The organism is Dactylosporangium sp. McL0621, from assembly GCF_049995355.1.
Lineage (GTDB): Bacteria > Actinomycetota > Actinomycetes > Mycobacteriales > Micromonosporaceae > Dactylosporangium.
This window is the reverse complement of record NZ_CP188259.1, coordinates 9,649,106-9,675,822: the sequence shown is the minus strand read 5'-3', so window position 1 is coordinate 9,675,822 and position 26,717 is coordinate 9,649,106. Positions and strand designations below refer to the sequence as shown.

Below are 26,717 nucleotides of genomic sequence, written 5' to 3'. Positions count from 1 at the left end.
TGCTTTGGACGTGCGGATCCGGGGCGCGTAGGCTCGATATCGACCGCAACGGCCACGGATTGGACAACCGATGAACGCACCGATCGGTGCGCCCGACACGGCCGCACCCGCGATCGTCGAACTCCTCGACCACGTCGACCAGGGCGTGCTGCTCTGCGACGACGCCGGAACCGTGCTCTACCGCAACGCCGCCGCGGCCGCCCAGCTGCCTGCGGTACATCTCGGTGCGTCGATGCCCGCCGGGCCGGCCGCCCGCCGGGTCGAGCTCGGCGCCGGGCACGTCGCCTGGTACCTCGAACGGGCGAACGACCACGCGGCATTCCTCGCCACGACCGCGCGGCGCCTCGGCGGCATGCTCAACGCCGACCGGGTGTGCCGGGCCACCGTCGAGCTGGCCGTGTCCTCCCTCGCCGGGTCGGCGCTGCTGGTGCTGCCCACCCGCCGGGGCCGGGCCCGCTGCTGGCACGCGGCCGGCTCCGCGCCGGTACGCCGCGACCAGGTGACCCTCGCCGCGCTGCCCGCCGCCGTGCGCGACACACTCGACGGCAACCCGGTCGCGCAGCCGTTCCTGTGGCCCGGGGGCACCCCGTTCCTCGGCGGCGCGCCCAACCCGGCCGCGTGGGTGGTGCCGATCCAGGCCGCTGGCGGGCTGGCGGCGGCGCTCATCGTCGCCGAGCTCACCGACGTCGACCTCGGCGTGCTGCAGGACTTCGCCCAGCGGGTCGGCACCGCGCTGGAGGCCGCGCAGCTCTACGCGCTGCAGTCGCGCGTGGCCGAGACCCTGCAGCAGAGCCTGCTCCCCGAGCCGCCGCCCCCGGTGGGCGGGCTGAGCTGGGGGACCGCCTACCGCCCGGCCCGCTCCACGATGCACATCGGCGGCGACTTCTACGGCGCCCACCCGATCGACGGCGGCGCCATGTTCTTCCTCGGCGACGTGTCCGGCAAGGGCGTCGACGCGGCCGTGCTCACCGGGCAGGTGCGCCACAGCCTGCGCGCCCTGCGCCGCGTCGAGGACGACCCGCAGCGGCTGCTGCACGTGCTCAACGACATGCTGCTCGAGGGCCTTGAGCGCACTGGCGAGGGCCGGTTCGCCACCATGGTGCTCGGCACCGCCCAGCCCCGCCCCAGCGGCGGCCTGCGGCTCACCCTGACCGGCGGCGGCCACCTGCCCCCGCTGGTGCTGCGCGCCGACGGCACCGTCGAGGCCGTCGAGCTGCGCGGCATGCTCGTCGGCGTCACCGACGATCCCGTGTTCGGCCGGCAGACGCTGCACCTGGCCGCCGGGGAGACCTGCCTGCTGTTCACCGACGGCGTGACCGAGGCGCGGGGCGGGCACCGCGGCGACGAGATGTACGGGCTGCGCCGCCTCACCACCGCGCTCGCCGGCTGCTCCGCGATGCCGGCGTCGGCGCTGGCCGAGCGGGTCGAGCAGGTCACGATGGACTGGCTGGGCGGGCGCGAGCACGACGACATCGCGGTGTTCGCGGTGCGGGCCGAGCCGGTGCGCACGGCCCCGCGGCACCTGCACTCCGTACACCACACCACGCGGGCGGCCGTCAGCTCGTGACGGCGTACGACGACTACCTGAAATGCCTGGCCGACGCCGACGAGGACGGCGCCGTCGACATCGCCGGCGGGCTGCTCGACGACGGCGTCGACCCCGAGCGGGTGCTCCTCGACCTCGTCGCGCCGGCCCAGGAGCAGGTCGGGCAGTGGTGGCAGCGCAACGAGTGGAGCGTCGCCCAGGAGCACGCGGCCACGCACATCAGCGAGCGGGTCGTGGCGGCCGTCGGTACCATCGCGTCCCGTCGTCGCGCCGCCTCCCGGGGCCGGCTCGTGGTCGCCTGTCTCGACGGGGAGTGGCACGCGCTGCCCGCCCGTCTCGTCGGCGAGGTCCTGCGGCTGCGCGGCTGGCAGATCACCTTCCTCGGCGCGAGCGTGCCGGTGGCGCACCTGGTGTCGTACCTGCACCAGCAGGACGTCGACGCCGTCGCCCTCAGCTGCGCCCTGCCGACCCGCCTGCCGGCCGCCCACCGCGCCGTCCAGGCCTGCCGGCGGGCCGAGGTGCCGCTCATCGTCGGCGGCCGCGGCTTCGGCCCCGACGGCCGCTGGGCCCGCGCGATCGGCGCCCGCTGGGCCCCCGGCGCCGGCGGCGCGGCCGACCTGCTCGAAGACCCGGGCGCGCTGCTGCAGCCGGTCGCCGAGACGCCGGCCCACCTCGCCGGCGACGAGCACACCGCGCTGCTCAAGCGCCGCGGCGACCTCGTGGACGCGGCGGCCGCGGAGCTGCTGCGGGAGTTCCCGCCGATGCGGGAGTACTCGGTCGTCCAGCTCGACGCGACAATGACCGACCTGGCGCACATCGTCGACTTCCTCGCGGCCGCCGTCTACGTCGACGACCCCGAGCTGTTCACGGGCTTCCTGGCGTGGACGTCGGAGGTGCTCCACAGCCGTGGCGTGCCCGCGTCCAGCCTGACGGTCCCGCTGCGGCAGTACGGCGCGATGCTGTACGACTTCCCCCGCGCCGGCACGATGCTCGCCGCGGGCCTCGCCCAGCTGTCGCCGTAGAGCCGGAAAACGGCGACGGTCGACAGGGCGCGGGTGCCCTTACGGTCTATGGGACCGCGGCGGCCCGCCTGTCACCGTGATGGGCATGCCGTCCGCGCCCGACCCGGGCCACGCCGCCACCACCCGCGCCGTGTCGATCTACAGTCTCAGCCCGCGCCTGCCGGCGACCGGTTCGTCGAGCCTCGCCGCGGCGCTCGACCTCGGGTTCCTGCAGCGGTTCGTGCACCACTCGGTGAACCTCTTCCCGAGCGTGCTGCGGGACGTCGACGCCGATCCGGCGAAGTTCCGCGGCGGTACGGTCGCGGCGCTCGAGCGGCTCCGGGCGGTCGTCCTGCGCACCAGCCGCGGCGATCCCGTGCTGATCGTCGAGGCGCACCTGGCCGACACGGCCACCGCCGGCGACATCCTCGCGCACCTGTCGTACATGCACTACGAGCGCGACGACCTCGCGTACGGCGACGGCCTGCTCCTGGACTGGCTGGCGGCCCAGCTCGAGGGCGTACCACCGGGGACACTGCGCATCGGGTACGCCCACCAGATGGTGTTCGCCGGCGAGTCCCTGACGCACGAGATCATGCACGACGGGCAGCGGCGCGACGGCGCGGTGGAGACGCTCCTGCGCGGTCTCGCCGCCCAGACGTCGGGCCTCGGCGGGCAGGTCGGCGTCCGGCTGCCGGGCCCGCTCAACATCGAGGGCCGCACGTACGTGGCGAACAGCCGCTACGCGACCGTCGTGGCCGGCTGGAGCCCCAGCGTGCAGAACGCGCTGATCTTCGTGGCCCTCACCGTCGTCGCCGCGTTCGGCGTGCTGCGGGGCGCCCGATCGCTGGCCTTCCACGCCCTCGAACACGACCTGAGCGCGCCCATGACGACGATCGAGGAGGCCCGCGAGCAGCACGCGCGGCTCGCCGCCGACCTCGGCGAGATCCAGCTGGACCTGAGCTTCGGCGTCGAGGCGTACCTCGACAGCGTGCTCATGCCCGACTCGCGCATGGACTCGTTCCGGACCTCCTACCACGAGGTGGTCGGCATCGAGGCCGCCGTCGCCAACACCTCACAGATCGTCGAGCGCCTGCGCGCGGTCATCCAGACGCGCAGCTCGGTCCTGGCCGAGGCGAGCCGCGAACGCGAGGAGCGCCGCGACCGGGTGCTGACCGGCCTGCTGGCCTCGGTGTCGCTGCTCGCGATCCCGTTGACGCTGCTGCTGGCCTTCTTCGGCGTGAGCAGCAGCGACGTCGGCCCCGACCGGTCCATGCTGGACCTCGGGTACTACTGGCCGGCCTACGCGCTGGCCTGGGTCCCGATCGGCGTGATCGTCCTGGTCGGCGTCGTGCTGCGGCGCCGGCTGCGCGAGGCCCGCCCGCGCATGCGCGGCCTGGACCGTTAGGGGCTGTATCGAAGTGGGGGTCGGTGCGAGGCGAGGCTCAGGCGTCGGCTGGGGCCGCGCCGGGCGCGCCCCGATACCGGGGTTGTATCGGGGTGTGACCGCTACGGTTCCCGGCGGCGTCTGAGTCCGCCGCAGCCCGGCCATCCACTTCGATACAGCCCTAGGCGCTCAGTTCGCCGGGCAGGCCCGCGGTGCGCAGCGTGAGCACGTCGGTCGTGGCGCGCAGCGCGGCCAGCACCGCGGGGTCGGCCGCCGCGAACACGGTCGCGTAGTCGCACTCCCCGGCCGCCGCGTCGATCGCGAACGCGAGCCGCGGCCCGTCGAGGGAGAACCGGGCGTCGACGCCGGCCTTGTTCCCGCGCGGGTCCTGCCGATGCCACCGCCCATTGAGGTGTACCGCGACGAGCCCGTGCAGCACGAACGTCTCCCCGCCCGCGGCGAGGCGCTGGTAGCACAGCCCGGCCGGCACCCCCTCGGCCCGCAGCAGCGCGGCGAGCAGATGCGACTTGGCGTAACACAGCCCGACCCGGTGCTCGAGCACCTCGGCGGCGCCGACCGTGACCCGCGGGTCCTCGGCGTCGAACGAGTGCCGCACCTCGTCGCGCACGAACTCGTACGCCGCCCGCGCGAACTCCACGTCGCCGGCCCGCCCGGCGCGCAGCCGAGCCGCGGCCGCCCGCACGGCGGGATGGTCGGCCTGCACCACCTCGTCGGCGGCGAGGAACTCGGCACCCCTGTCACCCAACGCCACGGTGGAGACGATACCGCCGGTGACATGCGCGCCGACCCGCAGTTCCCGGCCCGCGAGAGCATCGTGCGCGTGCCCGGCCCGACCTCGGCCCGGTGCAGAACGTCGCCGCGCGCCTGCCGGCCACCCCGGAGCGGGGCGGCTGGACCGGACCGTCCGTCGGCGAGCACGACGGGGAGGTGCGCGCGGCGCTGCAATGACCTACCCTGGGCAGCGGCCCTGTTGCCGTCGATGGCCCGCGTGCGCCGCGAAGCACGCCCCAATGGTGAGCACCGCCATTCGCGTCCGGACCCCGTCCGAGCTGCGCTCCTCCCGCCGCCCCCGCGCCCATCGCTGCTGGGGACACCTCCTCGCCGCCCCGCTGTGGCCCATGCACGGCGTCAACCTCGGCACCCTCCTGCGCACCTGCGACGCCGTCGGGGCCTGTCTCGTCGTCCCGCGGTACCCCTGGATCGACGAGGCCCTCGCCCGCGGCAACACGCTGCGCCGACCCGCGTGCGTCCACCGCATCGGCGATCCGCTGCGGTGGCTCGCCGCCGAGCGCGCGGGCGGGAGTCGCGTCGTGGGCGTCGAGCTCGCCGAGGAGGCCGTGCGCCTCGCCGACCTGCCCGCCGCGCGCCGGCGCACCGTGATGGTGCTCGGCCACGAGTCGACGGGCATCCCGCCCGAGGCCCTCGACCTGCTCGACGGGGCGGTGGAGATTCCGATGGTGGGCAGCGGCGTGAGCCTGAACGTCGCCGTGGCCGGATCCCTCGTGTTGTACAAACTCGCCGGGCTGCTCTGATGCGGCCCGCTCAGCCCGCCGGAGGGGCCCCGAGGACCTCGCGTAGCTTCGCGGCGAACTCCTCCGGCTTGCCGGCGTAGCCGAACTCGCCGCCCAGGAAGCCGCCGTGGTGGCTCGGGAACACGGTGGCCGGCCCGCCCAGGAGGGCGGCCATCGCCTCGGCGGTGCGCGCGGTGTACGTCTGCGCCGACTCCTCGCCCACGCCGATCACGATGCGGGCCGCGGACGAGTTCAGGGCCGCGACGTCGGGGCGGTAGTCGGTGACCGCCCACGAGTGCCGCGACAGCAGCGGGTCGTCGCGGGTGCCGTCGTCGGTGGTGGACAGGCCGAACATCGCCGGGTCCGGGGCCGGCTGCGCGAAGTACTCCTCCGTGAACTCGCCCCGCCACGAGGTCATGGCGATGAACGCGGCCATGCCCGGGCCGCTGCCGCCGGTCTCGTAGGCGTCGTTGAACGCGGCCCGCGCCCGGTCCGCGCCGGCCGCGTCGGGCAGGATCGGGTTGATCGGCGGCTCGTGCGCGACGAGCGTGGCGACGTCGTCCGGGTGGGCGCTCACCCACTCCAGCGCGGTCACCGCGCCGCCGCTGCTGGCGAACACGTCGACCGGGCCGGCGCCGAGGTGGACGGCGAGCCGGTGCAGGTCGGCGGCCTGCTGCTGCGGCGTGTTGTCGGTCCCGCCGTCGGTGCGGGCGCTGCGGCCCAGGCCGCGCGGGTCGTACGTGACGACGGTGCGGTCCGGGAAGTGCGCGGCGAGCGCGCCGAACCCGTCCGCGGTCATCGGCTGGCCGATCATGAACAGCGGCGGCCGCCCGTCCGCCGGCGGCAGCGGGCCGGTGACGTCGTAGACCAGGTCGGCGCCGGGTACGGCGAGCGTGTGCGTCTGTGTCTGCGTCATGCGCCGAGCCTATTGCCTCCTGGTAGCGTGCGGGCCGGCATGAACTGAAGCGAGGTGCCCCGCCGGCGACGGCGGGGAGAATCGGGAAGCCGGTGAGAATCCGGCACGGGCCCGCCGCGGTGACCGGGGAGCCGCCGCCCACACGTGCACGCGTAGCCACTGGCCCGGAAGGGCTGGGAAGGCGGGCGGAGGGGCGACGATCCGGGAGTCCGAAGACCGGCCTCGCGACCGACGGCCCCGGCCTGTCCCGGGGTGTGAGCGCAGCGGGAGCCTGCCTTGACGCATGACCTGTACGACATCATCAACCGCCGCCGCGACGTGCGCGCCGAGTTCACCGGCGCGCCGGTGCCCGGCGAGACGCTGGACCGGATCCTGACCGCCGCCCACGCGGCGCCGAGCGTCGGGCTGACGCAGCCGTGGGACTTCATCGTCGTCCGCGACCGCGCGCTGCGCGAGGCGTTCCACGCGCACGTGTCCCGTGAGCGCGACGTGTTCGCCGCGACCCTGGACGCCGAGGCGGCCGCGCGGTTCGCCCGCATCAAGATCGACGGGGTGCTGGAGTCCACGCTCTCGGTCGTGGTCACCTACGACGCGGAGCGCGGCGGCCCCGCGGTGCTGGGCCGCCACGCGATCGCCGACGCCGGGCTGTACTCGGTGTGCCTGGCGATCCAGAACCTCTGGCTCGCGGCCACCGCCGAGGGCCTCGGCCTGGGCTGGGTCTCCTTCTACCGCGAGGAGTTCCTGCGCGGCCTGCTCGGCATCCCGGCCGGCGTACGGCCCGTGGCGTGGCTCTGCCTGGGCCCGGTGAGCCGGCGCCACGACGTGCCCGACCTGGAGCGCCACGGTTGGCGCCGGCGCTCCCCGCTGCACCAGGTCCGGCACGAGGACCGCTGGTAGGGCTCAGACCGGGCGCCAGTCGGGGACCTCGTCCGTCGTCGCGCCGTCCGGCGACCACACCGGCGTGTGCTCGGCGACGCCGGCGGTGCCGGTCAGGTCGGTCAGGTCGGTGCCGTCGACGTCGATGACGCAGATGTCGGTGTCGCCGCGCGGCACCGTAGCCGCCCGTGACGCGCCCAATACCGGGCAAGTCGGCGCCGGCGCCGAAACCCGACAGGGCCGGCGGGACGGCGCGCGCGGCCGGGCCCTGCCATGCTGCCCGCATGCCGAACGTGACCACGCCGGAACAGGTGACCGAGCCGGACGAGCCGAAACCGGTGCGCCCGCGCCGCCGGCGGTGGCGGCGGCGCCTCGCGGTCCTCGCCGTCGTGCTCGTCGTGGTGGGCCTGGCCCCGACGGTGTGGATCCGCGCGGCGTCCGCCGGGCGCCTCGTCGGGGTCGAGCAGGCCCCGGCGGCCGACGTGGCAATCGTCTTCGGCGCCCAGGTCGCGCCCGGCGGCCAGGACCCGATGACGTTCCTGCGCAACCGGCTCGACAAGGCCGCCGCCCTGGTCGCCGCGGGCAAGGTCAAGGCCCTGCTCATCTCCGGCGACGCGCACGGCGGCTCGGGCAACGAGGTCCGGGTGATGGGCGACTACCTCGCCCGGCACGGCGTCGAGCCGTCCCGCGTCGTCGTCGACCCCTACGGCCTGGACACGTACGACACCTGCCGCCGCGCCCGCGACGTCTACGGCGTGACCCGGGCGCTCCTGGTGAGCCAGGACATCCATCTGTACCGTGCGGTGACGCTCTGCCGCCGCGTCGGCATCGACGCCTGGGGCGTGCCGTCCGGGTGCGACGGCTGCCGGACGATCACGATCTGGAAGAACCAGGCCCGCGACGTCGCCGCCGCGTGGAAGGCCGCCTCGGACGCGGTGCGCGGCCGCCCGCCCGCGGTCCAGTCGCCGCCGGACTCGTCCCTGCGCGACGCGGTCGCCGCCCACACGCCGTGACGGCGGGCCCTAGGGGCTGTATCGAAGTGGATGGCCGGGCTGCGGCGGACTCAGACGCCGCCTGGAACCACCCCGGTCACACCCCGATACAACCCCGGGATCGGGGCGCGCCCGGCGCGGCCCCAGCCGACGCCTGAGCCTCGCCTCGCTCCGACCCCACTTCGATACAGCCCCTAGCGGTCGCTCGGCTCGACGACCACCTTCAGGCCCCGGCGGGCGTTGGCGACCACGAACGCCTCGGCGACCGAGGTCAGCGGGTAGCGGTGGCTCACGAGGTTGCGCACGTCCGCGCGGCCCGCGGCGACCAGGGCGAGCGCCCGCGGGTACACCTCCTTCATCCGCCGCACCATCGCGAACGTCAGGCCCTTGCGCCGGGCGGCCGCGGCCGGGAACGACGACGTGTCGGTGCTCGGGATGCCGCCCAGCACGACCCGGCCGCCGGGGCGCACGACGGTGACGGCGGCCTCGATGGCGGCGTCGGTGCCGGCGATCTCGAAGGCCACGTCCGCGCCGCGGCCGCCGGTGAAGGCGGCCAGCTCGTCGGCGGACGCGGTGGCGTCGAGCACGGTGTCGGCGCCGTAGGCCCGGGCGGCCGCGCGGCGGTGCGGGAGCGGGTCGGTCGCGAGCACCCGGGCGGCGCCGGCGGCCCGGGCCACCTGGATCAGCAGCAGGCCGATCGGGCCGCAGCCCAGGATCGCGACGTCGGCGCCGAGGGGCACGTGGCCCAGGTCGACCGCGTGCACGGCCACGCCCAGGGGCTCCAGCATGGCGCCGTCGGCTTCGGTGAGGTCCTCGGGCAGCGGGTACAGGCGGTCGGTGGGCCACACGAGCCACCGCTGCAGTCCGCCGTCGCGCAGACCGTGCCCGGCGAAGACGATGTCGCGGCAGAGGTTGGGGTGCCCGGCCCGGCACAGGTCGCAGCGGTGGCACGGGATCGCCGGGTCGATCGCGACCCGCACGCCGTCCAGCGCGCCGCCGCGGACCACCCCGGCCATCTCGTGGCCGCCGACGATCGGGTGCGCGATGCGGGCGTCGCCGATGCCGCCCTCGGCGTACCAGTGCAGGTCCGACCCGCACAGCCCGACCGCGGTCACCTCGACGAGGCTCTCGCCCGGGCCGGGCTCGGGCGTGGGCTCCTCGGCCAGGCGGACGTCGCCGGCGGCGTGCAAGCGCGCGGTGAGATTCACACCGCCACTCTAGGCAGCGGGACGACCAGCGGCGTACCCGTCGCCGGGTCCGGCACCACGAGCGCCTCGAGCCCGAAGACGGACGACAGCAGCCCGGGCGTGAACACGGCGGCCGGTTCGCCCTGGGCCACGATCCGGCCGTCGCGCATCGCGACCACGTGGCCGGCGTAGCAGGCGGCGAGGTTCAGGTCGGCGGCGCCATCCCGACGACCGCGGCGTCACGGCGCGCCAGAAGTGGACGGGGATCGATGGCTCTTGGAAGCGTGGAGTGGTGAACCTCGATCACCACGAAGGGGATGAAAGGTGAGTAATCCACTACCCGGCCTCGCTCCACACGTCCTGCTCGTCTTCCTGCTGCAGATCTCGCTGCTGCTGCTGGTCGCGCTCGCGCTCGGCCGGCTCGCGGTGCGGCTCGGGCTGCCCGCCCTCGTGGGCGAGCTGCTGACCGGTGTGATCCTCGGCCCGTCGCTGCTGGGCGCGTGGTCGCCCGGGGCGCTGCGGTGGCTCTTCCCGGACGACGCCAGCCAGCTGCACCTCGTCGACGCGGTCGGCCAGATCGGCGTGCTGCTGCTCGTCGGGGTCACCGGCGCCCAGCTCGACACGGCGATGATCCGCCGCCGGGGCCTCACCGGCGTGCGGGTCAGCCTGTCCGGGCTGCTGCTGCCCCTGGCCCTCGGCATCGGCGCCGGGTTCCTGGTGCCGGCCGCGCTGCTGAGCGGCCGGACCGACCGGTGGGTGTTCGCGCTGTTCCTCGGCGTGGCCATGTGCGTCACGGCGATCCCGGTCATCGCCAAGACCCTCGCCGACATGGGGCTGCTGCACCGCGACATCGGGCAGCTGACCCTGGCCGCCGGGTCGGTCGACGACGCCATCGGCTGGTTCCTGCTCTCGATCGTCGCGGCCGCGGCCACGACCGGGGTGCACGCCGGATCGGTGGCGCTGTCGGTGCTGTACCTCCTGGGCTTCCTCGCCGCCGCCCTGCTGATCGGCCGCCCGCTGGTCCGCCGGGTGATGCGGGTCGCGGCGCGCTCGGCCGAGGGCGGGGTGCGGGTCACCGTCGCCGTGATCCTCGTCCTGCTCGGCGCGGCCGCCACCCAGTCGATGGGGATGGAGGCGCTCTTCGGCGCCTTCGTGGCCGGCATCCTCATCGGGCAGACCCACGAGAAGCCGGGCGAGCTCGACGCGAAACCCGGACGTCCACTGTGGACGGATTTGGCGCCGCTGCGGACGGTGGTGCTGTCGGTGCTCGCGCCGGTCTTCCTGGCCACGGCCGGGCTGCGCGTGGACCTGACGGCGCTGGCCGACCCGAAGGTGCTCGTCGCGGGCGTCGTCCTGCTGTTCCTCGCGATCGCCGGCAAGTTCGCGGGCGCCTACATCGGCGCGCGCAGCAGCCGGCTGTCGCACTGGGAGGCCATCGCGCTCGGGGCCGGGATGAACTCGCGCGGCGTGGTCGAGATCGTGGTCGCCACCACCGGCCTGCGGCTCGGGGTCCTGTCCGTCGCGACGTACACGGTAATCGTCCTCATCGCCGTCATCACCTCGGTGATGGGGCCGCCGATCCTGCGCCGCGCGATGGCCCGGGTGCAGGTCACCGAGCGGGAGCGCGAGCGCGAGCAGGCCCTGTCCGGCGCCTAGGGGAGCGGATGCCCCTGATCGGCACCTGATCGCCGGGCTCGTCAGGCCCGGTCGATCACGTAGCGGCCCTTGCCGCCCGTCTTCGCGGCGTACATCGCCTCGTCGGCGCGGCGCAGGACCGGACGATCTCGACGAGCGGCGCGACGTCGACCTCGAGGCACTCCGGCGTGGGGCGTGGCATGCGTTCACGGTAACCGGCTCCGGTTGCCGCGTTCGCGGTTCCGGCGCGGCTCGCACCGTTCGCGGGCCGGTCAGTCGGTGTCGGTCGCGGCCAGGATCGCGAGCCGGCGCCCGCCGGGGGCGACGGTGGCCAGCCCGATGTCCCACGCGACGCCCTGGAACCAGCCGCTCGCGCCGGAGAAGCCGTACCAGTCGCTCGCGTTCGCCGCCGCCTCGACCTCGGCCGCCGTGGCCCCCGCCGGCGCACCGGCCAGCGCGCCGATCGAGCGCCAGGCGGCGAGCCGTCCGTAGGCGCCGTACTCGCCCGCGTTGTACGCCCCGCCGGACGAGGCCGCCACGAACAGCTGCCCCCACGCGTTGCCGGCGGTGCCCGAGCCGACCCCGCCCAGCCCCTGCAGGCACTCCAGGCCCAGGGAGCGCAGCGTCGCGGCCACCGCGCCGGGGCGCAGCGGGGCGCCGAGCGCGTAGGTGTGCGCCGCCACCGAGCCGTTGGACTCGCCCGCCCAGTTGTCCACGGCCGCCCCGATCGCCGCGGCCGCCTCCGGGGTCGTCGTCTCGCGGACCGGCGCCGCCGGACCGGCCTCCTCCAGCGCGGTCGACTCCTCGTGCGGGATGCTCCCGCCGCGGCCGCTCAGGGTGTAGCGCGGCACCTCCGGCCGCCCCTCCAGCGGGGTCAGCGCGGCCGGCAGCCAGGCCAGCGGGTGCTCGCGCCACCACGGCTCGCCGGCCCACCCGACGTCCGCGGCGACCCCGCGCAGCACCAGCTCGTGCACCAGGCACGCCCGCAGCTCGGCGGGCGCCCCGGCCCCCAGGGCCGCGCCCAGGTCATCGGCGGTGCCGTGGCCGGAGGCGAGCAGGGCGGCCGCGAACCGGACCGTCCGGCCGGCGCCCACGGCGTGCATGAGCCGCACGGCGTCGGCGACCGTGCCGGGGGAGAGGGCGAGCAGCCGCACGACACGGTCGAAGATGCTGCGGTACTGCCACGGCGCCCGCACATCCTCGCCGCCGTACCGCCGCCACAGCGCGATTCCGAGGTCGACGACGAACGCGGCGTCCCCGGCGGCCACGCGCCGGTCGGCGAGGTGCCACAGCTCGGTGACGTTCTCCTGGCCGGCGATGCCGGCGGCGATGGCGTCCGGATCGTTCTCCACGCCCGGGACTCTAGCGAGGGCTACCAGCGGCCGCGGATCCGGCGGCGGTACAGCAGGACGGCGAACGGCACCGCGGCGAGCCACGCGAGCGGCCGCGCGTGCAGGGCGACGGCGAGGACCCCGGACGCGGTGCCGGCCAGCAGCAGCGCCGCGGGCGTCCCGGCCCGCCGCAGGCCGCCGCGGGCCAGGGCCGAGCGGTCCCACCGCACGCGCGCGGCGAGGGCCGCCGAACGCGCCCGGGCGCGCGGTCCCGCCGTCCGGGGCGGGCGCGGAGTCTCGTCGCGCTCCGGCAGGTCCACGTGCACGGACGCGGGGACCGCGGCGTCGAGGCGGGCCGGCAGGTCGCCCGGGAGCCGGAACAGCGCCGGCTCGATCGGCACCCCGACGCCGTCGGGGCCGAGCAGGTTGCGGCCGCCGTCCGGGAAGCGCAGCAGGGCCACGCACTCGTCGTACAGCACCGTGCTCGGGCCCTCCGGGCGCACCACGCTCACCCCGTCGGCGCCGAGCACCAGCACCGTGTCCGGCTCGGCGCGGGAGCGGTGGCGCGCGCCGGTGACGGCGAACCGCGAGCCCGTCGGGGCCGGCTCGAAGCCCGCGGGCGGCCCCAGCCCGAGGCGGGGCGTCATGAGCAGCGCCGAGCGCTGCACCCCCGCCCCCACCGTGCGCACGTCGGCCGCGGTGAGGGCGCGCAACCCCGCGCGCAGCTCGTCGGCGGTGCCGCCGGACTGTCCGCACAGCAGGCTCGTGGCGCGCTGGGGCAGGAGGCGGGCCTCGGCGTCGGGCCGGTCCAGGGCCGCGAGCCCGTGCTCGCGGACGTGCTCGAGCTCCTCCGGGGGCACGTCGTCGGTGGCGAGGCGGCGGACCTCGGCCAGGAAGCCGTCGCGGACCTCGCGCAGGCGCTCCGGGCGGCCGTCGGCCATCGCCGTGACGCGGGCCTGCGGGCGGCCGTCGGTGGTGTACGCGGCGGTGGCCACGTAGGACAGGCCGCGCTCCTGGCGCAGCTCCCGGAACAGGGCCCGCTCGAGCAGGCGCGCGTACGCGGCCGCGGCGCGGGTGCGGGGTGCCGGCGCCTCCAGCACCACCGCGGGTATCGGCTGGGCGAACCAGGCCGGGGTCACCGGCAGGGCCGAGGTCTCGGGCGGCAGCGGGTGGCGCTCGCCGGCGGGCAGGTCGAGGCGCAGCCCGGGCGGGAGGTCGCCGCCGGCGATCCACAGGACCGCGTTCGCCCGGGTGAAGCGGGTCCGGGCCCACTCGGCGACGTCGTCCGCGGTGAGCCGGTGGGTGCCCCACTCCGGCAGCGCGGGGAGGCCGTAGCCGCGGGCGCCGTAGCGGTACAGGGCCAGGGCGACGCCCATGGGCTCGGAGCGGTGCTCGGCCTCGGTCCGCAGGATCTGCCGCTCGACGTCGAGGCGCTCCAGGGGCAGGGCGCGCAGGCCGGCGCAGACCGCGTGCAGGAAGGCGGCGACCGCCTCCGGGCGGCCCTGGGTGACGAACTGGGTCGTCGTCAGGCCGGTCATGCCGTTGGTGTCGTGCTCGAGGCCGCCCTGGTTGTGCAGCGCCAGGTGCTCCACGAGGTGCGTGACGCCGGCGGTCGCCGCGGTCTCGTCGGCCCGCCCGACCCGGAACATCAGCCCGGCGCGCATCGGGCCGGCGTACGGCGCGAGCAGCACCGGCACGCCGTCGACCTCGGCCGGCCGGACCGGCGCGCTCACCGGGCGTCCCGCCGGGCCTGCCGCACCAGGTCGGGCCACTTCGCCGAGACCTGCTCCCAGCCGTACGGGGCGACGAACGGGCCCAGCGCCTGCAGGTGCGGGCGGGCCGCGGCGATGTGCCCGCCGAGCGAGAACGCGGCGGCGAAGGCCGAGTGCGCGTTGACCCAGCCGTGGCCGGGCGCGAAGTCCGCATGCAGTACCGTCCGCTCCGCCGCCGCCTCGAGTCGCCGGCGGACGTCGGCGCGCGCGAGGTACTGCCGGATGTCCCGGACGTAGTTCTCCTGCAGCGCCTGCTCCAGCTGGGCGTTCGCCGCGATCGCCCCGCTCAGCGAGCCCGGCTCGGCCCCGGTCAGGCACCGCTCGGCGAAGGCGTGCACCTCCGGGAACGAGCCGCCCCACTTCGGGCACAGGTTCTGCAGGAGCTGGACCTGCGCGCGGTACGGCGTGTCGCAGTGCTCGGCCGCCCGCTCGTACCTCCGCCGCGACTCGTCCGGGCCCAGCGAGAGCGCCCGCGCGGTGGTGATCCGCTCGGTCCACGCCGCCGAGTTGGCCGGGTCGATCGCGACGGCGTCGGCGAGCACGCGCTCGGCCCGCCCGAGGTAGTCCCCGAACACCTTCCACTGCGCCGCCGAGACGTTCTTGGCGTAGGCCGCGGTGCGCGCCTGCCAGCCGATCACGATGAACCGCGCCCCGAGCAGCGTGCGGGCCAGCGAGGAGTCGCGCTGGGCGTCGACGACCCGCTGCAGGAAGTGCTCGGCGCCGCGCTCGTTGGCGACGAACAGGACCGCGGTGGAGCGGTCGGCCCGGGGCGGGAGGCCGTCGAAGTACGCCTCGACGCCGGCCCAGTCGCCGGCCCGCACGAGGCGGCGCAGCCCGGCGAGGTCGGGGTGCCAGGCGGCGGCGTCCGTGCGCACCGGCCACCACTGGAGCAGTCGCAAGATCACGCGCGGGATCGTACGGCGCCGCCCGCCTCCGTGTCGCTCCCCTGTCCCGGTTATGGCGTTTTACGAAGGTACGTCGCGCCGGGCCAGCAGGACCGTGTCGTGGCGGTGGTGCGTGCCGGGCGGCGCGGGGGCGGTGCGCGGGCGTGTCCCGGCGGCCTCGACGGTCCAGCCGGCGCCGAGCCGCTCGGCGACGTCGGCCGGGTGGTAGTAGTCCTCGGGGCGGAAGGGCGCCGCAGCGGACCCGTCGGTGACGTCGTGGCCGACGTAGAGCAGCCGGCCGCCCGCCGCGACGGCGTCGAGCAGCCCGCGCAGCGCGGCGTCGCCCGGCTCCCGCCGGAGCGGGAAGTACTGCACCGAGACAAGGTCGTACGCGCCCGGCTCCGGCCGTTGCGTGCGCACGTCCGCCCGGGCCCACGTCACCCGGCCCGCGGGGTCGGCCGCGGCGCCGCGCGCGAGCGCCGTCGGGGCGATGTCGACGGCGGTGACCCGCCAGCCCCGCCCGGCCAGCCACAGCGCGTCGCCGCCCTCGCCGCAGCCGACGTCGAGCGCCCGCCCCGGCGCGAGCGCGGCGACCTCGGTCACGAGCACCCCGTTGGGGTTGCCACTGAAGAGCCGGTCCTGCGCGCGGTACCGGTCCTCCCACTCCTGTGCGTCCATGCCCCCAGCCTGGGGTCGCGGCCGCCCGCCCGACGAATTTCTTTGCCGGAACGGCAAAGAGCTCCAGGCGGCTCCGGCCCGGTGCTCACCTTCTTCCGGACCCCGCCGGCCGGCCTCGCGGCCCGGCGGGTGCGCCCGGCGCTGCTGTTCCTGCTCGTGCCGCTGTGGCTGGTGCTCGCCGCGGCCGGCGTCGCCGTGCGGCGTTCGCGGCCATCCACTGTGGACGGCAGGGCGGCGGAGGTGCGACCGCCGCAAGGCACAGTGCGCTACTGAATTTCTACCGCGAACCTACCGTCTCAAGATTTTCTCAACCCGGGCATCGGCGCGGGTCCATGCCGGCGCGGGCCGCTAGATTCATCGCCATCCGCGGATCGGCAAGGCAACTCCGGGTTCTCAAGACCATTGGAGGATCGACCCAACTGGTCGATCCAGGCCTGCTGAGGGCGGGCGCCCGGCCGGTTCGGGGCGGCCGGGCGCCCAGGCCTCAGCGACCCGCTGTTCGGCGGGCTCGCGGTGGACGCGACGGCCTGCTGATCGGGCTCGCGGCGTCGATCCCGGGCGGCCTACTCGGGGTGGCCCTGGGCATCTGGCTGCTCGTGAAAGGCTTTGCGGCACCCGTGGAGCGGTCCGTTGCCTCCGGTGGTGACGATCGGCCTGGAGCGGGTGCTGCCCGCACGTCTGGGGCGGCCCTTCCGCTGGCTGGTGGGGGCGGTCTGGGCGACCAACCTGCTGTACGGCCGGCTGACCCGGCACGTGAGCCTCGGCAACATCATGCGCGTGGGCCTGGTCATCGAGACGCTCACCCACCTCGCACTGGCCCTGACCGCTCGCCGCTGGTGGCGGGCGCGATCATGTTCATCTTCGGCGCGCACGTGTTCATCTGGGGCACGACGTCGATCACCGTGCGCCAGGGGGCGGTACCGTCACACCTGCAGGGCCGCGTGAACAGCGTCAACACCGTGTGCGTCTTCGGCGGCCTGGTGATCGGCTCGGCCGTCGGCGGGGCGCTCGCGGACCGCTACGGGGTCGCGGCGCCGTTCTGGTTCGCGTTCGCGGGCTCGGCCCTCTTCGTGATCCTGCTGTGGGGCTCGCTCACGCGGATCGCGCACTCAGAGCCCCGGTAGCGTCGGCTGGGCGTCGTACACCGGCCGGTCGTCGTCGTCGCGGCGCACGCCCGGGCTCAGCCGGTGCGGCTCGCGCGCGCCCGGCCCGGTCAGGTGCTCGACGGCCGCGCCGCGCAGCGCGAGCGCGTCGGCGATGAGCATCCGGTGACACTGCGTCCACCGCGTCTCGGCGCACATCACGGCGAGCAGCCCGGGCGCGGCGACCAGCTCGTCGATCGCGGCGCGGAACGCGGCCGTGTCCATGTGGTCGGCGTAGGCCGCGAGCGCGGGCTCGGGCACCGCCGTGTGCCGCGACCCGGCCCGGCGCCGGCGCCGGCCGCCGAGGGTGTCGCCCTGCCAGGTGTACCGAATCCCGGCCTTCTCCACCGCGGCGGCGAGCGCCTCCCGCCCGAACTGCGGATGCCGCCGCGACCCGGGCTCCCGCCGCACGTCGACGAGCGTGCCGACCCCCGCCTCGACGAGGATCGCGACGAGCTCCCCGATCGGGCGCGCCCCGTGCCCGACGGTGCAGATCCGAACACTCACGGGTACCAGTATGGGACTCCCGGCGCGCCGGCCCGGTTCGTGGCAGGATGCGAACGAGATGGAGGTGGCGCCGTGACCGGAGTCCGGGTTCTCGTCGGCACACGCAAGGGTGCGTTCATCCTCAGCGCCGATGGCCGGCGCAACGACTGGAAGGTCGACGGGCCGCACTTCGGCGGCTGGGAGGTCTACCACGTCAACGCCTCGCCCGCCGACCCCGACCGGCTCTACGCCGCGCCGTCCGGCGGCTGGTTCGGGCAGCTGATCCAGCGCTCCGATGACGGCGGCCGCACGTGGGAGCCGGTCGGCAACGACTTCGGCTACGCCGGGAACGTCGGCGAGCACCTGTGGTACGACGGCACGCCCCGGCCCTGGGAGTTCAAGCGCATCTGGCACCTCGAGCCGTCGCCCGACGACCCCGACACCGTCTACGCCGGGGGCGAGGACGCCGCGCTGTACCACTCGGTCGACGGCGGCCGCGAGTGGCAGGAGCTCCCGGCGCTGCGCACGCACGAGTCGGGGCCGGGCTGGCAGCCGGGCGCCGGGGGGCTGTGCCTGCACACGATCATCCTCGACCCGGTGCACCGCGACCGGATCTACGTCGCGATCTCGGCCGCGGGCGCGTTCCGCTCCGACGACGCCGGGCAGAGCTGGCGGCCGATCAACCGCGGGCTCGTCTCCGGCCAGATCCCCGACCCCGACGCCGAGGTCGGGCACTGCGTGCACCGGCTCGCCATGCACCCGTCCCGCCCCGACGTGCTGTACATGCAGAAGCACTGGGACGTCATGCGCACCGACGACGGCGGCGGGTCGTGGCGCGAGATCAGCGGCAACCTGCCCAGCGACTTCGGCTTCCCGATCGCCGTGCACGCGCACGAGCCCGAGACCGTCTACGTGGTGCCGATCAAGAGCGACTCCGAGCACTACGTGCCGGACGGGCGCCTGCGCGTGTACCGCTCCCGCAGCGGCGGCGACGAGTGGGAACCGCTCACCGCGGGCCTGCCCCAGACCGACTGCTACGTCAACGTGCTGCGCGACGCCATGGCCGTCGACACGCTCGACGAGTGCGGGATCTATTTCGGCACGACGGGCGGGCAGGTGTACCGCTCTGCCGACGCCGGTGACACCTGGGCGCCCATCGTGCGCGACCTGCCGGCCGTGCTCTCGGTCGAGGTGCAGGCGCTGCCGTGATCCGGGTCGTGCTGCCCCCGCACCTGCGCGGCCTCGCGAAGGCCGCCCACGAGCTGGAGCTGGACGTGCCCGGCGCGCCGACGCTGGCGGGCGTGCTCGACGCGCTGGAGGAGCGCTACCCGGTCCTGCGCGGCACGATCCGCGACCGCGCGACCGGCACCCGCCGCGCGTTCGTCCGCTTCTACGCCTGCGAGGAGGACCTTTCCAACGAGCCTCCGGATTCGGTACTGCCGGAGCCGGTCACGGCCGGCCGCGAGCCCCTGCTGATCATCGGCGCGATGGCGGGCGGCTGACGTCGACCTCGCTGTTCGGGCCCCCGATCATCGGCGTAACGGAGGTACCGGTCCGGCGCCCGAGCACTGCGCGATCTCGGTCCAGGTCGCGGAGGCGATCGTCAAGACCCTGCCCTGATTGTCGATTCGGGTGCACCGTCGTTCGTACAGAGGGCAGGATGCGGACGAAAGGTGGAACGCGATGCGCGTGTTGATGGACGGCCTCGGACTCGTCGAGGCGCCGCGGTGGCACGACGACCGGCTGTACTTCTCCGACTGGACCGCCGGCGAGGTGCACGCGGTCGCGACGGACGGCGCGAGTGAGGTCGTCGCGCGGGTGCCGTCGCTGCCGTTGTGCACCGTGTGGCTGCCCGGCGACCGGCTGATCGTCGTGGACTCCCCGAACGGCCGCCTGCTGCGCCGCGAGCCCGGCGGCGACCTCGTCCCGCACGCCGACCTGGGCCTGAAGGGCTGGAACGACATCGCGGCCGACGGCCGGGGCAACGTGTACGTCAACCGCGCCGACTTCAACCCGATGAGCGGCGAGGAGGCGCGGCCGGGCACGGTCTTCCTGGCCCCGCCCGGCGGCCCGGTACGCCAGGTCGCCGACGACATCGCCTTCCCCAACGGCATGGCGGTCACCCCCGACGACACCACGCTGATCGTCGCCGACTCCTACCGGCACCAGCTGGTCGCCTTCGACATCGCGGCGGACGGAGACCTGTCCAACCGCCGCGTCTGGGCCGACCTCGGCGACGGCGTACCCGACGGCATCTGCCTCGACGCGGACGGCGCGGTCTGGTACGCCGACGTGCCCCACCGGCTCTGCGCCCGCGTCGCCGAGGGCGGCCCGGTGCTCCGGACGATCGAGCTGGACCGGGGCGCGTTCGCGTGCGCGCTCGGCGGCACGACCCTGTTCATCACGGCCGCGCAGTGGAACGGCATGACCGCGGCCGAGATGGTGACGCCGGGCAGCGGGCGGGTCCTCGCCGTGGAGGTCGACACGCCGGGTGTGGGCCGGCCCTGAGCGCGTAGCCGGAGCGGCTCGGCCGTTCGGCCGCGGGAACCGTCCGCGCCGCGCTTACCGTCCGCGCCGGGCGCTTCCTACAGTCACGGGATGGACGCCGCGCGTATCCGCCTCGGCATCGACTTCGGCACGTCGAACACGGTCGCGGCGCTGGCCGGGCCCGACGGGCGCATCCGGGCGCTCGTCGTGGACGGTTCGCCGCTCGTACCGTCGGCGGTCTTCGCGGCCGGCGAGGCGGAGCCGCTCGTGGGCGTCGACGCGGTGCGGGCCGCGGCCGGGAACCCGGCGGCCTTCGAGGGCAACCCGAAGCGGCGCATCGACGACGGTACCGTCTGGCTCGGCGAACGCGACCGCCCCGTCGTCGAGCTCATCGCGGCCGTGCTCGCCCGGGTCGCGGGGGAGGCGCGCCGCGTCGCGGGCGGCGCCGTCGGGGAGACGGTGCTGACCCACCCGGCGACCTGGGGCGGGCCGCGCCTCGCCGTCCTCGCCGCGGCGGCCGCGCGGGCCGGGCTGCCCGCGGTGCGCTTCGTGCCCGAGCCGGTCGCCGCCACCGCGTACTTCGTGTCGGTCCTCGGCGACCCGATCCCGCCCGGCCGCGCGATCGTCGTGTACGACCTCGGCGCCGGCACGTTCGACGTGAGCGTGGTCTGCCGCACCGCGACGGGCTTCAACGTCCTGGCCGCCGACGGCCTGCCGGACGCGGGCGGCCTCGACCTGGACGCGGCGCTCCTGGCCCACCTGCGCACCGCGACCGCCGAAGCCCCCGGCGGTGCGACGGCCGCGGGCTGGCGGCGGCTCGACTGGCCCGAGACCGAGGCCGACCACCGCGCCCGCCGGATGCTGTGGCACGACGCGAAGGCGGCGAAGGAGCAGCTGTCCCGGCACAGCACCGCCACGCTGGACCTGCCGGTGGCCGGCGGCCCGGTGCACGTGACCCGCGAGGAGTTCGAGGCCGTGGCCGGGCCGGTCCTGGCCCGCACCGTGGCGCTCACGCGGGCGGTTCTGCAGCGCGCGGCGGTACCACCGGAGCAGGTCGCCCGCGTCTTCCTCGTCGGCGGGTCGTCGCGCATCCCGCTCGCCGCCACGCTGCTGCACCGCGCGCTCGGGATCGCCCCGACGGTCATCGACCAGCCCGAGCTCGTGGTCGCGGAGGGCGCCCTGCACGCCCGCCCGTCCGTGGTTCAGCCCAGCGCACCGTTGCCGGCCCCGCCGATGCCGCCCGCGCCGGTACCGCTGCCGGATACCGTTGCCGAGGGCTCCGGCCGCGCGTGGTGGGCGGCGGTCGCCGTGGTGACCGCGCTCGCGGTCGCCATCGTGTCGGTGGTGTCCTGGAAGACCCTGGCCGCGGGGTCGGGCTCGCGGGCGGCCAACGGGGCCGCATCCCCGGCCGCGTCGGCGCCCGCATCCCCGGCCGCGTCGGCGCCCGCATCCCCGGCGGCGTCGGCGGCCGCGTCGCTCGTGCGTGCGCCGGCATCGGCGGCCGGCGGCCTTCCGGCCGGCTGGCGGTTGCACGACGACCCGAGCGGCTTCGAGGTCGCGGTGCCCGGCAACCTGAGCGTCACGCAGACGGGGACGCGGCTGCTGTTCGCCGAGCCGTCGCGCACCATGTTCCTGATCGTGGACCAGACGACGACGCCGAAGGCGGACCCGTACACGGACTTCCTGGACAAGGTGAAGGCCAGGAACATGCGGTGCGCGGACGGGTTCGACGGCGGCGGGTACCAGGAGATCGGCATCAACCGCGTGGAGTACAGCCCGCCGCATCGCAACGGCACGCGGCCGGCGGCTCCGGCGGCCGACTGGGAGTACACCTGCGACCTGGGTGGGGCCCGGTTCCACGTGCGTTACCGGAACTTCGTGACCGGGCCCCATCACGCATACGCCGTCATCTGGATGACCGCGACGATCGCCTGGGACGGCCTGCGCTCCAGCCTCGACACGGTCCTGTCGTCGTTCACGGCCGCCGACGACTGAGGCTTGCGGCGCCACCGTACCGACTGTATATAGTGCATATGTACAGTCGGTACGGAAGGGGCGATGTCAGCGTGCGGGTTGTGTTGTCGAACAGTGCGGGCGTCCCGCTGTACCAGCAGATCAAGGAGCAGGTCGGCACCGCCATCCTCGCGGGCGAGCTCGGCGAGGGCGAGGCGCTGCCGTCCGTGCGGGCCCTCGCGCGCGACCTGCGCATCAGCATCATCACGACCACCCGGGCCTACGCCGAGCTGGCCGCCGACGGGTTCATCGCCACCGTGCCCGGCAAGGGCGTGTACGTCCTGCCGCTGGACTCGGCCCTCGTGCGCGAGCAGCTCCTGCGGCAGGTCGAGGACGGGCTCCAGGCCGCGCTGGAAGCGTCGCGGCGCGCCGGGCTCGAGCGCGACGAGATCGTGCGGATCCTCGACGGGCTCATCGCGGCCGAGGGGGTCCGGCTGTGAGCGGGGACCTGGCGTTCGCGCTGCGCGGCGTCGGCACCGCCGTGACCGGGCGCTTCGCGCTGCGCGACGTGAGCTTCGAGCTGCCCACCGGCTTCGTCATGGGACTGATCGGGGCCAACGGGGCCGGCAAGACGACAGCGATCCGGTGCCTGCTCGGGCTGCGGCGGTTCGAGGCCGGCGAGGCCGAGCTGCTCGGCCGGCGGGTGCCGGGGCCGGTCGCCCTGCGCCAGGACATCGGCGTGGTGCTCGACCACACCTACCTCGTCGGCGACTGGCGCCTCAGCGAGGTCGAGCGGACCCTGCGGCCGTTCTACGACCGCTGGGAGAGCCGTCGGTACCGCGAGCTGCTCGACAGCTTCGGCCTCGATCTGCGGGCCCGGGTCAAGGATCTCTCGCGCGGCATGGCGATGAAACTCATGATCGCCGTGGCCCTCTCGCACCAGGCGCGGCTCCTCGTGTTCGACGAGCCGACCAGCGGGCTGGACCCCGTCGCCCGCGACGAGCTCGTCGGCATCATCGGGGACTTCATGGTCGACGAGCGGCACAGCGTGCTGTTCTCCACGCACATCACGACCGACCTGGACCGCATCGGCGACTACGTGACGATCATCCATGACGGGCGCATCGTGTCGAGCGGTACCAAGGACGCGCTCCTGGACGAGTACCGCATCGTGCGGGGCGGCCCGGACGACCTCGACTCCTGCCTCGGCGTCGAGCTGATCGGCGCGCGGCGCACCGCGGCCGGCGTGCAGGCGCTCGTGCGCGCCGACGAGGCCGGCCTGCTCGACGGGCACGTCCTCGTCGAACCGCCGACTCTCGAGGAGATCGCCATCCACATCGGTACCCCCGCCGCCCGCCGGAGCCTCGTATGAGCGCCGTCGCGCGCGTCGCGCTGCTGGATCTGCGTACGGTCGCGCCGTACCGCCGCCAGGGTCTGCTCCTGCTCTTCATCGTGACCGTGCTGCTCTCCACGCGGCCGACGGTGGTGCTGCCGGCCCTCGTGCTGCTGGTCGCCCCGTCGGTCGTCGCCTATCCGTTCAGCATCGCCGACAAGGCGGGCCTGGAGACGCTGTACGCGGTGCTGCCGCTGCGCCGCCGCGCGGTGGTCTACGGGCACTACGTCTGGGCGCTGGGCGCCTTCCTGATCACGGGCGCGCTGGGCACGGCGCTGACCCTGGTCCTCGCGCGGGCCGAGTCCAAGCCGTTCGGCGCGCACACGCTCGGCGCGGTGCTGGCGGTGTCCTGGGGGATGTTCGCGGTGAACGTGGCGGTCCAGTTCCCGCTGTTCATCCGGTTCGGGTACACCCGCGTCAGCGTGCTGGGCACGGTGCTGCCCCTCGCGCTGGTCATGATGGCCGTCATCAAGCTGAACCTGTCCGTCGCGGCGCTTGTCGACTGGGTGCCGATGCTCTGGCCGCTGGGAGCCGCCCTCATCGCCGGCTCGGCCGTGGTGGCCGTGATCCTCGACCGGCGCACGCTTCAGATTCTGTGAATGGTGTACCAGCACAGCGCGCCGGCCCCGCCGGCCGCGACGAACGCGCCGAGCAGCGCGGGCCAGGCCGGCCACAGCCGGTGCCGGGCCGCGAGCCAGAGCGCATTCATGATGGTCGCCGGGAAACCGCCGGCGCGCCCCTGGTCATTCGGTTATCGCGGCCAGGGCCGTGTCGACGTCCTCGGACAGCAGTTCCGGCAGGAAGCCGATCAGGTCGAGGGTGAAGCGCACCATCCCGTCGGGCGGCGCGGCCACGCGCACCGGGGCGCCCCGGTCGCCGAACGCGGTCACCACGCGGTCCAGGCACAGCAGCCCCGCGCTGTCGAGGAAGGTCGTCTCGGTGAGGTCGACGACCACGCCGCTGGCGGCGCGCACGCTCATGAGCACGTCGCGCTCCACGAGCGGGGCGGTCGCGTGGTCGATGTCGCCGAGCAGCTGGACGACCTCGCAGCCGCCCGTGGAGTACACCCGGACCTGACGCTCCCCGTCCATGTCACCGCCTCTCGCCGCCGGTGCGGCGTCGCATCAGGACCGTGGTGCCGCTGGTACCGCGGTCGATCACGAGCTCGTCCATGAGGCGCCCGATCAGCGCCAGGCCCCGGCCCCGCTGCAGCGCCGCGCGCGGCGGGCGCCACTGGCCGGTGTCGCTCACCCGCACGGCGATCGTGTCGCCGTCGACCTGCGCGAGGACGGCCACGCCGCGGGTCTCGTCGAGGCCGTGCCCGTGCTCGATCGAGTTCGCCACGGCCTCGGCGGTGGCCAGGACCACGCCGAAGCGGTCGTACTCGCCGACGCCCTGGGCCGCGAGCCACGCGTCGAGGGCCGCGCGGAAGCCCGCGAGGGCGTGCATGCGCGCCGGTACCTCGGCCCGGAACGACGGCGCGTCGGCGTAGTCGAGCGCGAGCAGGCACATGTCGTCGTGGCCGCCGCCGCCCGGCAGCATGGCGTCGCTGAGCTCGGTCGCCAGCGAGCCCAGCGGGGTCTGCCAGTGCTCGGCGGCCGCGGCCGCGAGCCGGTCCAGGCCGTGGTGGAAGCGCTCGCCGCGGCGTTCGACGAGGCCGTCGGTGTAGAGCACCAGGCGCGACCCGCGCGGCACGGTCAGCACCGCCTCGCTGCGCGCCCGCCCGGCGGCCGTCGCGCCCAGCGGCCCGGAGCGCGCCTCCCACAGGAAGCTCGGCACCCCGCCCGGCTCCACGAGCAGCGGCGGCGGGTGCCCGGCGCAGGCGTACCGCAGCTCCCCGCTGTCCAGCGCCAGCTCGGCGTACGCGAGCGTGGTCATCTGCCCGGCCGCGAAGTGCGAGACGAAGTCGTCCATGTGCCGCAGTACCTCGGCCGGCCCGTCGTGGGCGGTCGCGAGGGCGCGCACGGCGCTGCGCAGCTGCCCCATCGCGCTCGCGGCGCGCAGGCCCCGGCCGACCACGTCGCCGACGACGATCCCGACGCTCTCGGCGGAGGTGGCGAAGACGTCGTACCAGTCCCCGCCCACCTCGAGCGTGTGCACCGCGGGCCGGTAGGCGGTCACCACGTGGTAGCGCGGGTCGACCGGCCAGTCGCCGCTGAGCATGCTGCGCTGCAGGGTGTGCGCCACCTCGCGGTCCCGCTCGGCCAGGCGCGCGTTGTCCAGCGACAGCCCGGCCCGGTCGGCGAGGTCGGCCAGGAACTCCGGCCCGACGTGCCCCGTCCCGGCCACGTCGCCCCCGGCGAGCAGCAGCGTGCCGAGTATCGCGTTGCGGGCCCGCAGCGGCAGCACCATGGCCCGGTCGCCGTCGGCCGCGATCAGCGGCACCGCGGCCAGGGTCCCGGCCCGCCCGGCCGCGTGCACCGAGGCGAGCACGTCGTTCGGGATCGTCCAGCCGCCGCCCGGCCGCCGGGGCGCGGCCGCCCGCCAGGCCGGCTCCCCGGCCGGGTCGCCGGCGGCGTCGAGGTCGATCTGGGCGTAGGCGGCGACGTCGGGCACGAGCAGCTCCACGAGCCGCGTCGCGCGGCCGGCGAACCCGACCGTCTCGTCGAGGTCGCGGCTGAGCCGGGCCAGGAAGCCCGACTGCCACGCCCGCCGCGTCGTCTCCTGCAGCAGCCGGATGCGCTCCAGCGCCTGCCCGGCCTGGCGGCCGATGGTGCGCATCAGCTCGATCTCGTCCTCGCCGAACGTGCGCGGGCGCGTGGGCTCGGGCGCGAACACGAACGACACCACCCCGAGCACCCGCTGGTCGGCGAGCAGGGGAGTGACCAGGCGCAGGCCGCCGTCGTCCTCGGCGTACCGGACGACGTCGAGCAGCGCCGCCGCGCGCGCCTCCGGGGCCTGGTCGTCGAGCGACAGCAGATCCTCGGCGTCGCCGAGCGGGCGCAGCGCCGCCTGCGCCGGGTCGATGAGCCACACCCGGGTCGCGGTCGCCGCGAACGCCTCCTCGCCGACCTGCACGATCGGCTCGACGATCTCCTCGGCGCGCTCGACCGCGGCGCAGCGCACCACCATCTTCTGCAGCAGCCGGATCCGCGTGGCGTTGCGCTCGGCGCTGCGGCGCTCCTCGAGCAGTTGCCGCTCGTACATGCGGCGCTCCTTCGCGTCGAACACCGTCATCCGCACGAGCGCCTGGCTGCCGGCCGGGCCCGCGCGCAGGGCCGCGTTCACGAATGCGTCGAGCTTCGTGCCGTCGGCCTTGCGGAACTCCGCCGCCGCCTCGCGGACCTCGCCCTGCATGTGCAGCAGCGGCGCCAGGTGCGTCTCGTGCCAGATGCGGCTGCCGGGCGCGTAGAACTCGTGCACGCGCCGGCCGGCCAGTTGCTCGCGGCGGTAGCCGGTCCACTGCAGGAACGTGCGGTTCGCGCGCACGATGGTGCCGTCGGGCAGCAGCGTGAGGTACCCGCACGGCGCGCTGTCGTAGAGGTCCTCGGCGTTCTCCTCGGGCAGCGGCTCCGCCAC

28 protein-coding genes, 1 pseudogene and 1 riboswitch are annotated in these 26,717 nt (G+C 75.3%); of the genes and pseudogenes, 16 read left to right on the top strand and 13 right to left on the bottom strand.

Translation table 11 applies throughout. The annotated features are described in order from the left end of the window. The first annotated feature begins 70 nt into the window (after window positions 1-70). The 3 genes from ACPPVO_RS45880 to ACPPVO_RS45870 all read left to right on the top strand — a co-directional run bounded on the left by ACPPVO_RS45880 (window position 71) and on the right by ACPPVO_RS45870 (window position 3,955). Window positions 71-1,567, top strand: a complete 1,497-nt coding sequence (locus tag ACPPVO_RS45880) for a PP2C family protein-serine/threonine phosphatase (protein WP_426505002.1) — start codon at window positions 71-73, stop codon at window positions 1,565-1,567. After that, entirely contained in the window at window positions 1,564-2,568 is a 1,005-nt protein-coding gene (locus tag ACPPVO_RS45875; RefSeq protein WP_426505000.1) for a cobalamin B12-binding domain-containing protein, read from the top strand. Before ACPPVO_RS45880 ends, ACPPVO_RS45875 begins: the two co-directional genes overlap by 4 nt. A gap of 85 nt (window positions 2,569-2,653) precedes the next feature. Next, entirely contained in the window at window positions 2,654-3,955 is a 1,302-nt protein-coding gene (locus ACPPVO_RS45870) for a hypothetical protein (RefSeq protein ID WP_426504999.1), read from the top strand. Window positions 3,956-4,115: 160 nt separating this feature from the next. On the opposite strand, the gene ACPPVO_RS45865 is transcribed toward ACPPVO_RS45870, so the two are convergent. Next, window positions 4,116-4,706 (bottom strand): transglutaminase-like domain-containing protein, encoded by a 591-nt coding sequence (locus ACPPVO_RS45865; RefSeq protein WP_426504997.1) that lies wholly within the window; start codon window positions 4,704-4,706, stop codon window positions 4,116-4,118. 259 nt (window positions 4,707-4,965) lie between these two features. Between ACPPVO_RS45865 and ACPPVO_RS45860 the strand changes: the two genes are divergently transcribed. Next, on the top strand, window positions 4,966-5,487 hold the full coding sequence (locus ACPPVO_RS45860; protein WP_426504995.1) for a TrmH family RNA methyltransferase: 522 nt from the start codon (window positions 4,966-4,968) through the stop codon (window positions 5,485-5,487). A gap of 10 nt (window positions 5,488-5,497) precedes the next feature. On the opposite strand, the gene ACPPVO_RS45855 is transcribed toward ACPPVO_RS45860, so the two are convergent. Then, window positions 5,498-6,382: an alpha/beta fold hydrolase gene (locus ACPPVO_RS45855; RefSeq protein ID WP_426504993.1), complete on the bottom strand. Its 885-nt coding sequence runs from the start codon at window positions 6,380-6,382 to the stop codon at window positions 5,498-5,500. 35 nt (window positions 6,383-6,417) lie between these two features. Continuing rightward, window positions 6,418-6,621, top strand: a riboswitch (cobalamin riboswitch). Between the two features lie 37 nt (window positions 6,622-6,658). On the opposite strand from ACPPVO_RS45855, the gene bluB reads away from it, so the two are divergent. Then, a complete protein-coding gene (gene bluB, locus ACPPVO_RS45850) occupies window positions 6,659-7,279 on the top strand; it encodes a 5,6-dimethylbenzimidazole synthase (protein ID WP_426504992.1) in 621 nt (206 codons plus the stop codon). A 3-nt stretch (window positions 7,280-7,282) separates the two neighbouring features. Here bluB and ACPPVO_RS45845 read toward each other — a convergent pair whose 3' ends face one another. Continuing rightward, complete coding sequence (locus ACPPVO_RS45845) at window positions 7,283-7,435, bottom strand: hypothetical protein (RefSeq protein WP_426504990.1); 153 nt, start codon at window positions 7,433-7,435, stop codon at window positions 7,283-7,285. Window positions 7,436-7,542: 107 nt separating this feature from the next. On the opposite strand from ACPPVO_RS45845, the gene ACPPVO_RS45840 reads away from it, so the two are divergent. After that, window positions 7,543-8,271: a SanA/YdcF family protein gene (locus ACPPVO_RS45840; RefSeq protein ID WP_426504989.1), complete on the top strand. Its 729-nt coding sequence runs from the start codon at window positions 7,543-7,545 to the stop codon at window positions 8,269-8,271. Between the two features lie 173 nt (window positions 8,272-8,444). Here ACPPVO_RS45840 and ACPPVO_RS45835 read toward each other — a convergent pair whose 3' ends face one another. Next, window positions 8,445-9,458, bottom strand: coding sequence for a zinc-binding dehydrogenase (locus ACPPVO_RS45835; RefSeq protein ID WP_426504987.1), 1,014 nt, complete (start codon window positions 9,456-9,458; stop codon window positions 8,445-8,447). Then, window positions 9,455-9,616, bottom strand: a complete 162-nt coding sequence (locus tag ACPPVO_RS45830) for a hypothetical protein (protein WP_426504985.1) — start codon at window positions 9,614-9,616, stop codon at window positions 9,455-9,457. Before ACPPVO_RS45830 ends, ACPPVO_RS45835 begins: the two co-directional genes overlap by 4 nt. A 145-nt stretch (window positions 9,617-9,761) precedes the next feature. Here ACPPVO_RS45830 and ACPPVO_RS45825 point away from each other — a divergent pair, with 145 nt between their 5' ends. Beyond that, entirely contained in the window at window positions 9,762-11,093 is a 1,332-nt protein-coding gene (locus ACPPVO_RS45825) for a cation:proton antiporter (RefSeq protein WP_426504983.1), read from the top strand. 251 nt (window positions 11,094-11,344) lie between these two features. Here ACPPVO_RS45825 and ACPPVO_RS45820 read toward each other — a convergent pair whose 3' ends face one another. From ACPPVO_RS45820 to ACPPVO_RS45805, 4 genes are read right to left on the bottom strand one after another with little or no spacing between them, the layout of a single operon-like run. Continuing rightward, complete coding sequence (locus ACPPVO_RS45820; RefSeq protein ID WP_426504982.1) at window positions 11,345-12,424, bottom strand: DUF6183 family protein; 1,080 nt, start codon at window positions 12,422-12,424, stop codon at window positions 11,345-11,347. 20 nt (window positions 12,425-12,444) lie between these two features. Next, window positions 12,445-14,136 (bottom strand): M16 family metallopeptidase, encoded by a 1,692-nt coding sequence (locus tag ACPPVO_RS45815; protein ID WP_426504981.1) that lies wholly within the window; start codon window positions 14,134-14,136, stop codon window positions 12,445-12,447. Continuing rightward, window positions 14,133-15,080 (bottom strand): hypothetical protein, encoded by a 948-nt coding sequence (locus ACPPVO_RS45810; RefSeq protein ID WP_426504979.1) that lies wholly within the window; start codon window positions 15,078-15,080, stop codon window positions 14,133-14,135. The genes ACPPVO_RS45815 and ACPPVO_RS45810 overlap by 4 nt, the downstream gene beginning before the upstream one ends. Before the next feature lie 60 nt (window positions 15,081-15,140). After that, complete coding sequence (locus ACPPVO_RS45805; RefSeq protein WP_426504977.1) at window positions 15,141-15,737, bottom strand: class I SAM-dependent methyltransferase; 597 nt, start codon at window positions 15,735-15,737, stop codon at window positions 15,141-15,143. Between the two features lie 81 nt (window positions 15,738-15,818). Here ACPPVO_RS45805 and ACPPVO_RS45800 point away from each other — a divergent pair, with 81 nt between their 5' ends. Beyond that, window positions 15,819-16,010: a hypothetical protein gene (locus ACPPVO_RS45800; RefSeq protein ID WP_426504975.1), complete on the top strand. Its 192-nt coding sequence runs from the start codon at window positions 15,819-15,821 to the stop codon at window positions 16,008-16,010. 447 nt (window positions 16,011-16,457) lie between these two features. Further along, window positions 16,458-16,861: pseudogene (locus tag ACPPVO_RS45795) on the top strand (MFS transporter); the annotation flags it as partial. Here ACPPVO_RS45795 and ACPPVO_RS45790 read toward each other — a convergent pair. Next, a complete protein-coding gene (locus tag ACPPVO_RS45790) occupies window positions 16,847-17,386 on the bottom strand; it encodes a DUF488 family protein (protein ID WP_426504974.1) in 540 nt (179 codons plus the stop codon). The pseudogene ACPPVO_RS45795 and the gene ACPPVO_RS45790 overlap by 15 nt on opposite strands. Before the next feature lie 72 nt (window positions 17,387-17,458). Here ACPPVO_RS45790 and ACPPVO_RS45785 point away from each other — a divergent pair, with 72 nt between their 5' ends. From ACPPVO_RS45785 to ACPPVO_RS45755, 7 genes are all read left to right on the top strand, one after another. Further along, window positions 17,459-18,574 carry a WD40/YVTN/BNR-like repeat-containing protein gene (locus tag ACPPVO_RS45785; protein WP_426504972.1) on the top strand — a complete coding sequence of 372 codons (1,116 nt, stop codon included), beginning with the start codon at window positions 17,459-17,461 and terminating at the stop codon, window positions 18,572-18,574. Beyond that, the gene (locus tag ACPPVO_RS45780) at window positions 18,571-18,867 is read left to right on the top strand and encodes a MoaD/ThiS family protein (RefSeq protein ID WP_426504970.1); all 297 of its coding nucleotides are present in this window, start codon (window positions 18,571-18,573) and stop codon (window positions 18,865-18,867) included. The genes ACPPVO_RS45785 and ACPPVO_RS45780 overlap by 4 nt, the downstream gene beginning before the upstream one ends. Before the next feature lie 181 nt (window positions 18,868-19,048). Next, window positions 19,049-19,873: an SMP-30/gluconolactonase/LRE family protein gene (locus ACPPVO_RS45775; protein WP_426504968.1), complete on the top strand. Its 825-nt coding sequence runs from the start codon at window positions 19,049-19,051 to the stop codon at window positions 19,871-19,873. Window positions 19,874-19,963: 90 nt separating this feature from the next. Beyond that, window positions 19,964-21,847 carry an Hsp70 family protein gene (locus tag ACPPVO_RS45770; RefSeq protein ID WP_426504966.1) on the top strand — a complete coding sequence of 628 codons (1,884 nt, stop codon included), beginning with the start codon at window positions 19,964-19,966 and terminating at the stop codon, window positions 21,845-21,847. An 80-nt stretch (window positions 21,848-21,927) separates the two neighbouring features. Beyond that, window positions 21,928-22,305 carry a GntR family transcriptional regulator gene (locus tag ACPPVO_RS45765; protein ID WP_426504964.1) on the top strand — a complete coding sequence of 126 codons (378 nt, stop codon included), beginning with the start codon at window positions 21,928-21,930 and terminating at the stop codon, window positions 22,303-22,305. Continuing rightward, window positions 22,302-23,177: an ABC transporter ATP-binding protein gene (locus tag ACPPVO_RS45760; RefSeq protein ID WP_426504962.1), complete on the top strand. Its 876-nt coding sequence runs from the start codon at window positions 22,302-22,304 to the stop codon at window positions 23,175-23,177. The genes ACPPVO_RS45765 and ACPPVO_RS45760 overlap by 4 nt, the downstream gene beginning before the upstream one ends. Then, window positions 23,174-23,797, top strand: coding sequence for an ABC-2 transporter permease (locus tag ACPPVO_RS45755; RefSeq protein ID WP_426504960.1), 624 nt, complete (start codon window positions 23,174-23,176; stop codon window positions 23,795-23,797). Before ACPPVO_RS45760 ends, ACPPVO_RS45755 begins: the two co-directional genes overlap by 4 nt. Here the strand turns inward: ACPPVO_RS45755 and ACPPVO_RS45750 are convergent. The 3 genes from ACPPVO_RS45750 to ACPPVO_RS45740 are packed head-to-tail and all read right to left on the bottom strand — an operon-like array spanning window position 23,785 to window position 26,717. Beyond that, complete coding sequence (locus ACPPVO_RS45750) at window positions 23,785-23,907, bottom strand: hypothetical protein (protein WP_426504958.1); 123 nt, start codon at window positions 23,905-23,907, stop codon at window positions 23,785-23,787. The genes ACPPVO_RS45755 and ACPPVO_RS45750 overlap by 13 nt on opposite strands. Window positions 23,908-23,941: 34 nt before the next feature. After that, window positions 23,942-24,289 (bottom strand): STAS domain-containing protein, encoded by a 348-nt coding sequence (locus tag ACPPVO_RS45745; protein WP_426504956.1) that lies wholly within the window; start codon window positions 24,287-24,289, stop codon window positions 23,942-23,944. A gap of 1 nt (window position 24,290) precedes the next feature. Continuing rightward, window positions 24,291-26,717 (bottom strand): SpoIIE family protein phosphatase, encoded by a 2,427-nt coding sequence (locus tag ACPPVO_RS45740; RefSeq protein WP_426504955.1) that lies wholly within the window; start codon window positions 26,715-26,717, stop codon window positions 24,291-24,293.

Coding starts and splice junctions, on each gene's coding strand:
- ACPPVO_RS45880 (WP_426505002.1), top strand. CDS start 71: ATGAACGCACCGATCGGTGCGCCCGACACGGCCGCACCCGCGATCGTC.
- ACPPVO_RS45870 (WP_426504999.1), top strand. CDS start 2,654: ATGCCGTCCGCGCCCGACCCGGGCCACGCCGCCACCACCCGCGCCGTG.
- ACPPVO_RS45860 (WP_426504995.1), top strand. CDS start 4,966: ATGGTGAGCACCGCCATTCGCGTCCGGACCCCGTCCGAGCTGCGCTCC.
- ACPPVO_RS45855 (WP_426504993.1), bottom strand. CDS start 6,382: ATGACGCAGACACAGACGCACACGCTCGCCGTACCCGGCGCCGACCTG.
- ACPPVO_RS45840 (WP_426504989.1), top strand. CDS start 7,543: ATGCCGAACGTGACCACGCCGGAACAGGTGACCGAGCCGGACGAGCCG.
- ACPPVO_RS45805 (WP_426504977.1), bottom strand. CDS start 15,737: ATGGACGCACAGGAGTGGGAGGACCGGTACCGCGCGCAGGACCGGCTC.
- ACPPVO_RS45775 (WP_426504968.1), top strand. CDS start 19,049: ATGCGCGTGTTGATGGACGGCCTCGGACTCGTCGAGGCGCCGCGGTGG.
- ACPPVO_RS45770 (WP_426504966.1), top strand. CDS start 19,964: ATGGACGCCGCGCGTATCCGCCTCGGCATCGACTTCGGCACGTCGAAC.
- ACPPVO_RS45755 (WP_426504960.1), top strand. CDS start 23,174: ATGAGCGCCGTCGCGCGCGTCGCGCTGCTGGATCTGCGTACGGTCGCG.
- ACPPVO_RS45750 (WP_426504958.1), bottom strand. CDS start 23,907: ATGAATGCGCTCTGGCTCGCGGCCCGGCACCGGCTGTGGCCGGCCTGG.
- ACPPVO_RS45745 (WP_426504956.1), bottom strand. CDS start 24,289: ATGGACGGGGAGCGTCAGGTCCGGGTGTACTCCACGGGCGGCTGCGAG.